The organism is Dysgonomonas sp. HDW5B, assembly GCF_011299335.1.
Taxonomy (GTDB): domain Bacteria; phylum Bacteroidota; class Bacteroidia; order Bacteroidales; family Dysgonomonadaceae; genus Dysgonomonas_A.
The window spans coordinates 3,709,815-3,723,458 of the sequence record NZ_CP049858.1; the positions used below are offsets into that span (position 1 = coordinate 3,709,815).

At 34.7% G+C, this 13,644-nt stretch carries 8 protein-coding genes; 1 reads left to right on the forward strand and 7 read right to left on the reverse strand.

Annotation, left to right across the window (positions count from 1 at the left end):
- Window positions 1-82 precede the first annotated feature (82 nt).
- Window positions 83-5,989: an alpha-2-macroglobulin gene (locus tag G7051_RS15290; RefSeq protein ID WP_166201601.1), complete on the forward strand. Its 5,907-nt coding sequence runs from the start codon at window positions 83-85 to the stop codon at window positions 5,987-5,989.
- 578 nt (window positions 5,990-6,567) lie between these two features.
- Here G7051_RS15290 and aroB read toward each other — a convergent pair.
- The 7 genes from aroB to G7051_RS15325 form a co-directional block, all read right to left on the reverse strand.
- Window positions 6,568-7,626 carry a 3-dehydroquinate synthase gene (gene aroB, locus G7051_RS15295; protein ID WP_166201603.1) on the reverse strand — a complete coding sequence of 353 codons (1,059 nt, stop codon included), beginning with the start codon at window positions 7,624-7,626 and terminating at the stop codon, window positions 6,568-6,570.
- Window positions 7,627-7,678: 52 nt separating this feature from the next.
- On the reverse strand, window positions 7,679-8,650 hold the full coding sequence (gene fmt, locus G7051_RS15300) for a methionyl-tRNA formyltransferase (RefSeq protein ID WP_166201605.1): 972 nt from the start codon (window positions 8,648-8,650) through the stop codon (window positions 7,679-7,681).
- A gap of 96 nt (window positions 8,651-8,746) precedes the next feature.
- Window positions 8,747-10,537: a chloride channel protein gene (locus G7051_RS15305; RefSeq protein ID WP_166201607.1), complete on the reverse strand. Its 1,791-nt coding sequence runs from the start codon at window positions 10,535-10,537 to the stop codon at window positions 8,747-8,749.
- A gap of 92 nt (window positions 10,538-10,629) precedes the next feature.
- Window positions 10,630-11,199, reverse strand: a complete 570-nt coding sequence (locus G7051_RS15310; protein ID WP_166201609.1) for a pentapeptide repeat-containing protein — start codon at window positions 11,197-11,199, stop codon at window positions 10,630-10,632.
- Window positions 11,200-11,272: 73 nt separating this feature from the next.
- Window positions 11,273-11,836 (reverse strand): L-threonylcarbamoyladenylate synthase, encoded by a 564-nt coding sequence (locus G7051_RS15315; protein ID WP_166201611.1) that lies wholly within the window; start codon window positions 11,834-11,836, stop codon window positions 11,273-11,275.
- A gap of 232 nt (window positions 11,837-12,068) precedes the next feature.
- Window positions 12,069-12,590: a GNAT family N-acetyltransferase gene (locus tag G7051_RS15320; protein ID WP_166201614.1), complete on the reverse strand. Its 522-nt coding sequence runs from the start codon at window positions 12,588-12,590 to the stop codon at window positions 12,069-12,071.
- A complete protein-coding gene (locus G7051_RS15325; RefSeq protein ID WP_166201616.1) occupies window positions 12,580-13,626 on the reverse strand; it encodes a glycosyltransferase family 2 protein in 1,047 nt (348 codons plus the stop codon). Before G7051_RS15325 ends, G7051_RS15320 begins: the two co-directional genes overlap by 11 nt.
- Window positions 13,627-13,644 lie beyond the last annotated feature (18 nt).

Here is a 13,644-nt window from a genome sequence, read left to right on the forward strand (position 1 = left end):
TTTTCCCTATTTAAGGACAGCAGTAATAAATTTCTTTTCGTGAGGATAGAAACTTAATTTGGAAACGCAAAATAACTAGAATATGAAGAAGCGATTAATTTTAGGTCTGTCGTTACTCTTATCCATAGGAGTATTCTCTCAGACTTTAAAAAACGGAGGTTCTATGAAAACATATGAACAACAATGGACGCAGATGCAAAAGTTTGAAAAAGACGATTTGCCAAAATCAGCAACCGGTGTAGTGGACGAAATTCTAAAGCAAGCAGTGGCTGATAAGAATACCCCGCAAGTTATAAAAGCCTTAATCTACAAAAATAAGTATAAGGTAGCTACCGATAAACAAGAAAACACTCAGCTATTTACTGATTTAGAGAATCTAATAGCTAATTCTACGGATGTAAATGACAAGGCATTACTGCACTCGATGTTAGCCGAATTATATTTGAACTATTATAATGCAGACAGGTGGACTATTGATCAAAGAACCGATATTGTAGGTTTTGTACCTGACGATATGAAAGAGTGGTCTAAGAACATATTTCAAGAAAAAGCATTGCAAAATTTAGCTGCTTCAGTAAAAGATCAACCTTCTTTGTTGAAACAAACCACGAAGTCATATAAAGATATTATTGAATTGGGAGATGATTCTCAAAGATTATATCCGACTCTTTACGACTTCTTGATTAATCGAGCTATTGATCAATCGTTTAGAATAACTTCAGCCCGCAATCAGGCATCTTTGTTTCAAAAAGCTTTGGCAAACAAAAAGATGCAAATAGGTGATTTGGCTGTAGATACCGAGGGTTTTGTCAAGCTAGATTTTAGTGGAGATGAGAATCTCATAACTCTGCAATATTACAAGGACTTTCTTCAGTCTCTTCTTAATCGAAATATGAATGAGTCTGTTGTTCTGGTTGAATTACAGAGGAATAATTATCTATCGGGACAGTCAGAAGCATATCGAACCAAACATGCCTATAATTTTCTATTGTCATTAGAAAAACGAAATGAGGCATACGATTATAATGTGGAGATTTTAAATGCTCTTATCGATGACTTGAACCGTAATAACCCTTCGAGGAGGAATTATTTTAATGTAACACCTGCGAATGACGGAAACAATAAAAAAATATATGATTGGTGCCAGTATGGTTTGACTAAATATCCCAATTACCGGAGGATTGATCTGCTTAAAAGTAAATTAGCGTCACTTGAAAACCCATATGCCAGAGTAGATGGCCCCTCGGTATATCATCCGGATAATAAAAATAAGACTTTCAAATTACAGTATAAGAATTTGAAAGATATGACAATCAAAGTGAGGGACAAAAAGACAAAAACGATTGTAAAGACCGAAAAAATAATTCTCAATCCTAAAACTACTTACTCTAATGAAGAGCAAGAGTTCACTATTGATTTAGATAAACCGGGCAATTATGAGATAATTGCTGATTTTGATAAGAAAGCTGCCGATAAATCAGAAGATGGTTTCTTCTCGTTCAGTATTTCGCCCATTGCTAATTTTGCAAGAGTTGCAGGCGAAAATAAATATGAATTTTATGTTGTCGATCGTATTACAGGGAGACCAATGAAAGATGCTTCAATCATTGTTTATGCAGTATCGTGGTCTCCTCAGAAATACACCAAAGTGGATGAAGTAAAAACCAATGCGGATGGATTTGTAACTTATGATATTACCAAATTGTTGGCGGCAGATAAAACGCAGGATAATTTTAGGTATGTATACAGAATAAGTAAAGATGGTGTAGAGCTTCCTGATTACGAATATTTTGCTAATACTTCGGTATATTCTCCAACATTGAATGATGAAGTCATAGATGTTTTTATGGATAGAAGTATATATCGTCCCGGTCAAACAGTATACTTTAAAGCGATATCAGCTAAGCAAGTGAATAAAACAAGCACTTTGCTGAATGCAAACAAACAATATAAAGTAGCTTTATACAATGTAAATAATCAGTTAGTTACAGAGAAAATACTATCTACAAATGAATTTGGCTCATTGGCAGGTGAATTTGTATTACCTCAAACCGGGCTTTCGGGACAATACAGAATAGAAGTGGGGGAGACTTCCCAATATTTTAGTGTTGAAGAATATAAACGTCCCACTTTTCAAGTAACATTCGACCCAATAGAGAAGAGCTATGCTTTTGGTGATGTCGTAAAACTGACAGGACATGCCGAGAACTATTCGGGAGCTAAAGTCCAGGGAGCTAATGTAGAATATAATATTACTAAAAGCTCTTTTTTTAGATGGTGGTTTCCTTCTGCTACTGAAAATATAGCAAATGGAACGGTTACGACTAAAGATGACGGATCATTCGAAATTATTTTCACAGCTCCGTTAAACGACTCTCCCGTAGGCTTATTTAACAATAATATCTTTAATTTCTCGGTTGAAGCCGAAGTGACTGATATAAATGGAGAAACACAGAGAGGAGACTATAACTTTGTTATTGGCGATGTATCGATGATATTATCAGCCAATATTCCTATTCAGTTAGAAAAATCATCTAAGGAGAAGATTCATGTAACCGCTACTAACCTTAATGGACAGTCTATTCATACAAAAGGTACTTATACAGTATATAGTGTGTTACCTAATGATAGCATAAAAGCAGAAGTGTTATCGGGCAATTTTACGACTGATACTGCCACTTTTGATCTGAAAACAGTAATTGCCAAACTACCATCAGCAAAATATCTTTTATCTTTAAATACCAAAGATGATAAGTGGAGAGATGTAGTATCTCGTAATTATTTTATTCTTTATTCTTTAGATGATAAGAATCCACCCATTGATACGAATGAGTGGTTTATAAAAGAGCAAACTACTTTTAATGCGTCTAAGAATGCTGAACTAATTTTGGGAGTGTCAGCTAAGAATGCGACTATTCTTTATGACTTACTAAAAGGGGATAAACTACTAGAACGTCAACATTTAGAATTAAGTAATGCAAATAAAAAATTTGTCATTCCTTATAAGGATGAGTATGGTGATCAGATATCAGCTGTATTTACTTATGTAATAGATGAAAAGCCATATATACAGCAAGTAATACTTACTAAATCAGAGGAAGCTAAAGAATTGAAGTTGAAATTTGAAGTGTTCAGAGATAAACTTCGCCCCGGTCAACAAGAAGAATGGAGAATATCTGTCAGAGATAATCAAAATAAACCCGCTTTTGCGGAATTACTAGCATCTATGTACGATAGTTCATTAGATCAGTTAAGTTCACCAAACATTTGGCGATTTGATCCTCAATATAGAGAGTCCATTTATCCCAGACCATTCGAAATAGGATCTGCTTTTGGTACTGTTAATGGTTCATCTTCATTTAGGGTAACCAATAAATATGATTATAAGCCATTTAATTGGGATCGATTAAATTGGTTTGGTTTTAATTTCTATGGTTTTAATTCAGGTCTTCGTCTTAGAGGGGCAATGGCTATGGCTCCCGCTCCCGCAGATTTTAAAACTAATGATTTCTGGTCTGACTGGAATGTTGGTGCCGGTGCCGGAGCTAGTGTCGTAACAGAGGCTGTCAGTAAAGTGCAATTAGATGAGAATATTCAATTCACATCTCCCGTCATAGAAGAGGATATGGCTGTTTCTGAGGGTAATGGAATAAATAAATCTGCTCCACAAATTCGAAGTAATTTCAATGAAACAGCTTTTTTCTATCCACAATTAAAAACAGATAAAAACGGGGAAACAATTATAAGTTTTATAGTTCCTGAAAGTAATACAACTTGGAGTTTCAGAGCTTTGGCTTATGATAAATCGTTAAATATAGGAAATTTGGTTGCATCAACCGTGTCTCGTAAAGAACTTATGGTTACTCCTAATATGCCTCGTTTTATGCGTGAAGGTGATAAAACGAGTATATCTACTAAAATATCTAATTTGTCGGATAAAGCTGTTAGTGGAAGAGTTAAGATTGAGTTCTTCGATCCATTGACTGATAAGCCAAGTACAATTGTAGTAGCTAATCAGTATCAGTATTTTAATTTAGAAAAAGATGCTTCGGGATCAGTTGCATGGTTATTTGATGTTCCATCGAATATAGATATGTTAGGTTGTCGTATTATTGCCGAAAGCGAATCTTTTAGCGATGGTGAACAGCATGTAATGCCGGTACTTCCTAACAGGATGCTGGTAACAGAAAGTATGACAATGAATGTCAATGGTAGTCAGACTAAAGATTTCACATTTGATAAATTTGTGAATAACAAATCCAATACATTGTCTAATTATCGCCTGACTCTCGAATATACAGGCAATCCGGCTTGGTATGCTGTACAAGCTTTACCCGTTTTGAGTAATCCTACGAATGAGAATGCTGTAAATTGGTTTGCCAGCTATTGCGTAAATACTTTGGGCTCGTTTATAATGAAACAGTATCCTAAGGTTGCTACAATGATTGATGCATGGAAAAAACAAGGAGGAAATAAAGAAACGCTTGTTTCGAAACTGCAAAAGAACGAAGAACTGAAAGCTATACTGTTAGAAGAAACTCCTTGGGTTTTAGATGCAAAAGATGAAACAGAACAAATGAATCGTCTTTCGTTACTATTTGATCTGAATAATACCAGTATGCAAACCAGTCAGGCTATAGCTAAATTACAGGAATTGCAAAATCCAGATGGAGGTTGGTCTTGGTATAAAGGTATGTACTCGAGCCGAAGTATGACACAATATATACTATACGGATTTTCAGAACTTGTAAAACTCAATGCTGTTGAGTATCCTGAAGAAGTACGTATTATGCAAATGAATGCTTTGAAGTATATTGATGCTCAAATATTGGAAGATTATAAAAACTTGAAGAAGTATAATAAAGATTGGGCGAAAATAACTAATATTTCTACTAATCAGCTTGAATACTTGTATGTAAGGTCAAATTATAGAGATATTCCGATTGATCAAGCTACAAGAGAGGCTGAGAAATTCTATACTTCTGTGGTTGAGAAAAATTGGACTAACCTGAATCTTTATGAACGATCGTTGCTTGCAGTTCTATCTGTGAATAATGGCAATAAAGTGATGAGTGACAAAATAATGAACTCGATTCGAGAGCATGCAACCATTAATGACGAAATGGGAATGTTCTGGTCAAATAATACCAGCAATGCCTTTATGAGTAATTCTGCTGTAACTGTTCATTCCTTCATAATGGAAGCTTTTCAAGAAACAAAAGCATCTGTAAAGGATCTGGATTTAATGAAACAGTGGCTGCTGAAACAAAAACAAACTCAGGTTTGGGAATCTACTCATGCTACTATTGATGCTATCTATGCTCTTTTGAGTACCGGTAACGATTGGTTTACAACAAGTGGAGAGTCTAAGATATTTGTAAATAATCAATTAATTGACTCATCGGATAAAGAATTGGGTACAGACTACATTAAGCAATCATGGCTAGGTGACCAAATATCTTCATCGATGGGTAATGTGAAAATTGAAAAATCAGGAGACGGACCTGCATGGGGAGCCATGTATTGGCAATATTACGAAGATCTTGATAAGATTACGACTCAAAAAGGTGAGTTGAACATCGATAAGAAATTATTTGTAGAAAAAGCATCAGATAAAGGGAAGACTTTAGTTGAGGTTACCGAATCTAATCCTTTAAAAGTTGGAGATAAAGTAGTGATGCGTTTGACTGTTAGAGTAGATCGTGATATGGAGTTTGTACATTTAAAAGATATGAGGGCTTCTTGTTTCGAACCTATAGAAACATTGTCCGGTATAAGATGGCAAAATAATACTTACTATTATCAATCGACAAAAGATGCATCTACTAATTTCTTCTTTGATCATTTGGAAAAAGGTACTTATGTTTTTGAATATCCTGTATATGTAAATCGTAGTGGTGAGTATTCCAATGGAATAACTTCGATACAATGTATGTATGCTCCCGAATTTGTATCTAATACAAATGGCATAAAAGTGATTGTTCAATAATATTATATATTATAATACGGATACTCCCATACTTTCTCGAAAGTATGGGAGTATCTTTTTTAAGCTCATAAGCATTCTAAAAAAGCACAGAGGGAGGGATATAGCTGTTCTATAATATGAAAATCTCAGATAGTTAAAAATGTTATTTTTATAGCTGAAATCTTTGTTTACTAAACTTTTATGACCGAATTGGTGTTATACTTTCAAAACCCCTAAATAGCTTATTTAATTTATCTAATAGCTATTTCGGATGAGGTTAAGTTATTACTTCGAAAAAATAGCATTATTAGCTAAGCTATTTGAACTAGAGAGTCGTTTTTTATATTCTTTCTTTACAGTTTATCTTTATTAGAAGTTTAGTTTCTTTAAATAGTTGTTTATCTGATAGTTTTGTTAATTTAGTTTAGTGTTCTATAAAGATGTTTAGTTTGTGTGTTTATCAAATTATACAATATTATAAAGCTATATTATTGTATATTTAGTTATTTATTTATTATAGAAAAAGGAGCTAATTAACGTAGCTCCTTTTGTTTATTATGTATGCGTCTTATATCTGAATATGTAAAATTACAGAGACCTTATAAACCTACCGATTCTCTAAGGAAATCAATAGATTCAAAAATATCTTCTTTACTTGCTGTTTGATTCAATAAACATTGACCAATATCAGATAATAGAGTAAAATTGATTTCATCAGCAGAAGCATTTTTCTTATCGTGCTTCATCAATTCATACAGAGCTTCGTATTCATCACAGCTGAAATAAAATGTACCGTAATTCTCTTTGATGAAGGTTAAGCTTTGCCATAATTTATCTTTAGGAAAGCCACATTTTTTATGAGATAAATATAACTCACAGATAATTCCCCATGCTACAGCATATCCATGTTGCATAGGTTGTTTCATGGTGTATGATAAACTTTCGAAAGCATGTCCTATAGTGTGCCCTAAGTTCAAAGACTTACGAATATTCTTTTCAAAAGGATCTTTTTCTACAATATCTTCTTTTACTTCAACCGATTCCACAACTAATTCTTTCAGAAGGAGGTAATCGATAGTATGTGTGTCGAATTTTAAAAGCTTCGCCCAGGTTGTTTCGTTCGAGATTAATCCATGCTTAAGCATCTCAGCATAACCTGATAAGAAATTAGCATGATCCAGTGATTTGAAGAATGCAGAGTCTATCAATACGGTTTCAGCAGGGGCAAAGGCTCCTATTTCATTCTTTAGACCGTTGAAATTGATACCGGTTTTCCCTCCCACAGCAGCGTCTACGGCTCCAAGTAGAGTAGTGGGTATATTTACGCATTTTATACCGCGTTTAAAACTTGCAGCAGCAAATCCACCAATGTCAGTAACCATTCCTCCTCCTAAGTTAATAAGAAGCGAATGGCGGGTTGCGCCGTTGTTGCATAGAAAAGCCCAGATTGTAGACAGGCTTTCCAGATTTTTATTATTATCTCCGGCTTCTATTGTGATTTTTCCGGCATTCTTTATCTCATCCAAATTATTGATCAGATGAAAACAAAGTGCTTCTGAGTTTTTATCTGTAAGAATAAATAATTTATCATGAGATATTGCCGATAATATATTTTTTAAATCTGTTTTCAGATCAGTCGATTTTATTACTTTCTGCATTATTCTGTCTTATATTTTATAGTACTTAAACAGTATGTATAGATCGTGTATTTTATTTAAAATAGCTTTCTGCGGGAAATTTATATCCTCTAAGAAGTTCGTCTATTCTCATCGCTTTTTTTCCGGGGAGTTGTATTTCGTTGACCTCTATAAACCCATTTGTACAGGCAATATGTAGATATGTTTTATTATCTGTTGAAATACTTCCGACAGGTAGCTGTGTTTCTGTTAGAATTTTATTCGCAGAATATATTTTGGCTGCAACAGGCTCCTGATCTGGAGAATGTAGTTCAGTCCATGCTACTGGATAAGGCGATAGCCCTCGGATATGGTTGTAGATTCGCTCAACAGATTGACTCCAATCTATACGGCATGTTTCTTTAAATATTTTGGGTGCAGCTTTTAGTTCTGTTTCATTCTGAATAAACTGTTCTTGAGGAATAGCATCTACTTTATCATCGAGAAGTAAGTCTACTGTTTTTTGCACTAGCCTTGCTCCCATATTCATGAGTTCGTCATGTATTTTTCCGACATTGTCCGATTCACCGATAGGAATACGTTCTTGTGCTATAATTTTACCTGTATCAATTTCATGTGTCAGGAAGAAAGTTGTAGCACCTGTTTCCTTTTCTCCATTTATAATGGCCCAATTGATGGGGGCTGCTCCTCTGTATTGAGGCAATAATGAAGCGTGCAAATTGAAAGTACCTAATCTTGGCATATCCCAAATAACTTCGGGCAACATTCTGAATGCTACGACGATTTGAAGATCAGCTTTTAGGGCTTTTAACTCTTCTATAAAAGATTCGTTTTTAAGCTTTTCAGGTTGGAGTATTTGTAAATTCTGCTCCAAGGCATATTGTTTTACTGCCGAATATTGTATTTTATGTCCTCTGCCACTTGGCTTATCGGGCATAGTAATTACTCCCACAACATTGTAATTGTTCTCGACTAGTACACGCAGACTTGCCACAGCAAAGTCAGGGGTACCCATAAAAACAATTCTTAAATCTCTTTTATCCATTAATATTCACAAGTGTCGTAAATAATCTATTATATCTTAATTTATCACAAGTCTTTATCGTCTTTTATTGCTTGAATAAAAACGTCTATATAAAGCTTAATCGCGTTCAGAGAAGTTATCAACCAGTACTTTTCGATAGTTGTTTAATATGCTCGATTTAGATACAAAACCCAGATATTTTCCATTTTCATCGATAACAGGCAGATTCCAAGCTTTTGTCTTATCAAATAATGACATGATTTCCTCCATATGCATATTGATGCTTATAACTGCCGGAGGTGATACTAAAAAGCGAGTAATTTTAAACTTATCATATAATTCGGGTCTGAACATAATGTTTCGTATGTTATCGATCAATACGACTCCTGCCAATTTTCCTGCATCGTCTACCACAGGAAAAATATTTCGAGACGATTGTGTAATAACTTTTACCATATCCCCCAAAGTCATATTCGGATTTACGGGTTGGAAATTATGTTCTATCAGCGATTTTAAATCCATCAGAGTAAGTACAGCTTTGTCTTTTTGGTGAGTGATTAACTCTCCTTTTTTAGCAAGACGCATGGCGTATATACTGTGTGGTTCGAACAATTTGATCGTTGCGTATGAAATTGTTGAAACAATAAGCAGTGGTAATAGAAGTTCATATCCCCCTGTTAATTCGGCAATAAGAAATGTTCCTGTTAATGGAGCGTGCATAACGCCAGCCATAACTCCTGCCATGCCCATAAGAGCAAAGTTTTCGTGAGGAAGAAATGGTGATAAATGAAAGTGGTTAAGTATATAGGCAAATACGAATCCTGCAACACATCCTAAAAATAGCGAAGGTGCAAAGATACCGCCTGTACCGCCTCCGCCATTAGTGGCACTGGATGCGAATACTTTAAATATAAGGAGTGAAATCAATAGTCCGACAATTCCCCAAGACGAATTTTTCAAAGGGTAAAACAAACTACCGTTCATTATAGACTCATTATCTTTAAGTCCGCTTAATAACGCTTCTATTGTATCGTACCCTTCTCCGTAGAAAGGAGGGAATAGAAAAATAAGCACGCTTAGTAAGCTTCCTCCAAGTGCAAATTTCTGCCAGTAATTGAGCTTGCGAAATACGTTTTCTATGGCGTTCATCGCTCTTGTAAAGTATAACGATACAAGCCCACAGAAGATACCCAGTAAAATAACATAAGGTATGCGTTCGAGATGAAATATTTCGACATAAGCATATCTAAACATAGCTCCCGTTCCGGTGGTCATGTAGGCAAAAGTGGCAGCCGTAAGTGATGTAACCAGTAAGGGTAGGACAGTAGTCATTGTCAGATCGAGCATCAATACTTCGATAACAAAAACTAATCCGGCGATAGGTGCTTTGAAAATGCCTGCAATAGCTCCGGCAGCTCCGCACCCGATGAGTAGCATTAAGTGTCGTTGTTCAATTTTAAAAGCACGTCCAAGGTTGGAACCGATGGCAGCTCCGGTCAATACAATAGGTGCCTCTGCTCCGACAGATCCCCCAAAACCGATGGTTACAGAACTGGCGAGAATAGAGCTATACATATTGTGAGCTTTTATATAGCTTTTACGCTGAGATATGGCGTAGAGTATTTTGGTAACTCCGTGACTGATGTCATCTCTTACTACATATTTTACGAAGAGTCCGGCAATAAGAATACCTGCTACCGGATAAATCAAATATAGAAAGTTTACATGTGCATCATTGAAGTTATGTGTAAGAACATATTGTATGGAGTGAATTATGGTTTTAAGTATAAGTGCTGCCGCTGCCGTTAAGATACCGACAAGAAAACTTAAAAAGATAATAAAATGTTGTTCTTTGACATTCCTGTTTTTCCAGGCAATAAAACTGTTAAAAGTGCTCCTCTCTGACATACCTATAAATCTTATGAACTTCAAATTTACAAATAAGAATATAAAGAATGAAGCTTTTGAACGATCAAATTAGGAAAATGTGCATAAGTCTTCTATACAATCGTAATACTAAACTCACGAAGTAATCCCGATAGGTTATTCTCTGAAAATATAGCTTTTTTCAGATTGTTTTGAGTCGGACTTATTGTGAAATTATAAGCAGTACTTAAATCGGCTTCTTTCAGATTGGTATTGGCAAATGTGGCTTCTTCGAGATTTACCTGATGGAACAATGAATTTGGGAGTTGGGTTCCTGCCAGATCAACACCTTTCATTGAGCATTTACGAAAAGAAGTATTTGCCATCTTTAGTTTTTCGAATGAGCAAAAATCAAGAATGCAATCAGTAAAGTTTACTTCGAATAGAAATCCGGGGCAACGGCTAAAATCGACTCCCATGAGTTTACAGTTTTCGAATTTTACATCATTCAATTGTGTGTTACTGAGTTTACACATCGATAAATCGCAATTTTTGAAAGTACAATTCGAAAAGATACAATTGGTGAATGTTTGCTCAAACAGGTTGCATCTTTCAATCGTACATTCAAAATATTCAATATCATTCATTCCTGCTTCGAGAAATATCTCTTGTGTGATTGTTTGGTTTTCGTAAATTCTACTCATAGTCCGGAAATAGTTATTGTTATATTTCGAATAAACAGGTGCTTGTATTTGTAATAATGAATAGGTTTGAAATCTATTCTCTGATTATTTTGACTTGACCATCCAAACCTAATTTAATAATACTTGATGGTTTGGGATTTGATAATTCTTCCTGACGAAAACTAACTATATAATCTACGCCATTCTTTATAATATCCGATATTTGAGAGAAATTTTGTGGCGAAGGTTCTCCACTGACATTGGCAGATGTCGAAACAATGGCTTTACGAAAACGTCTGCAAAGTTCTTGGGAGAATTTCTCCTTAGTTACTCTTATAGCAAGAGTTCCATCTTCAGCAATCAGATTTTCTGCCACCTGACGTGCTTGGTCATAAATAATAGTCAAAGGCTTTTCTGATACTTCAATAAGATCCCATGCCATATCAGGAACTTCGGCCAAATAATAATCGAGCTTTACCGGAATGTCTATCAATACAATCATAGATTTACTATCCGAACGATTTTTTAGCTCATATACTTTGCGAACCGCATCTTCGTTAGTTGCATCGCATCCAATTCCCCATATAGTATCGGTAGGGTATAGTATAATACCTCCCGCATTCATAACCTCGCAGGCTTTTAATATATCTTCTTTCATTTTTAAATCTTTAATAAGGTGTCAAAGTTATACAGGGTAATCAGAAAGGTGACAAAGGTTACTCATATCTGTTACTTTTTTGTTTTTGTTAATATCTTGTTTTACAATAGTTAATCATTAAAAAGGTTACAAAAGTGACAAAAGTTACACCTTTTTTGCTCTTTTGGTTATTGTTACCTTTTAATGTCATATTGGTCTGTTTTACAAATAGATAAAATAATTGATGCTGAAATTACGATTTCAGTTGATAAATATAAACGTTTTTATATAGTGAATCATCACGTATCCAGTCGTGAAGTTCTCCACAACGCGTGTAACCCGATTTCTCGAAAAGCCGTATACTTTGCAGGTTATCAACAGCTATATACGCAAATATCTGATTGATCTTCAGGAAAGAAAATACATATTCTCTTATGATTTCGAGAGTTTGTGAAGCATAGTTGCAATTGCGGTAATCTTCGTCGATTAATATACCGATTCCTGCACGGCTGTGATGAAAATCAAATTCATACAAATCGACAGTACCTATAACTGTATTCGATGATTTGAGTTCTATCATCAATCGGAGTTGTTTTGCTTCGTATATATCTTGTTGTTGGGTTTCAGAAATATAATTACGTAATGCCAATTTAGAATAAGGAGTCAAAGTATTGCCATATATCCAAAGATTGGTATTATTCTCCCACTTGTAAAGATTCTCTAAATCCTCAGGTTCGAGAGCACGAAGTTTCAGGTCTTTATTTTCAAGATACATATTCGTTTTTTTGTTTAATAGAATGTGTTCCAATCGTTATCCCCGTTTTAGGGCTATATATTTGATATTGTATATTCGTCTTCTTATTATAATCCATTTGTAGAATTATTTCTTCGTAGCTGAAATTATCTTTATTATAGGTAATAATCTTGTGATCTTTTGCACTTCGCATTTTATTCGATATTTTCAGAAATGTCATTACCTTTTCTAATGCCATTTTTGTTTTGATACCTCCAAGAACCAATAATGAAAAGAATTTATTATCAGGATAGTACTTGTTGTAAAATATCTTCATTGCTCCATAAAAAGCATTTATATAGACAGTATCTCCTTTGTTGGTACTTTCTCCTTTGTAATGTATAATACGTTCGGGTAAGTAGTAGTTCTTATAGCCAGCTTGTTGTATTCGGTACGAGAGGTCTATATCTTCGCCATACATAAAGAAAGCTTCATCCAATAAACCTACTTTGTCAAGCGTTTCTTTTCGTATCATCATAAATGCCCCTGCCAATATAGAAATTTCGTGAATACTATCTTCATCCAAATATAACAAGTTATATTCTCCCAACAATTTTGATTTTGGAAATATAGATGACAGACCGAATATTTTGCAAAAAGAAGCCCATGGTGAAGGAAAGCCTCTTTTCGATTCGGGTAAGAATCGTCCCGATCCATCTATCATTTTTACACCCACAGCTCCCGATGTTGGAGTGGAGTCCATAAAAAGACAAACATTGGATAATACGTTTTCTCCGACAACGGTATCCGGATTAAGCAATAACAGATATTCCCCCTTAGCTAAAAGTATAGCTTGGTTGTTGGCTTTTGAGAAACCGGGATTTGTTCTGTTTTCTAAGAAATGAATATTGTCCTGAGTAAACTTACTCTTTAAATATTCAATAGAATGATCTGTGGAATTATTGTCAACAATAAAAATCTCATAAGCAAAAGCAATGTTTGAATCTAAAATAGAATTCAAACATTGCTCCAGAAAATATTTTACATTGTAATTAACAATGATTATCGACAATTTCATCTAAAGATATATTGAGTC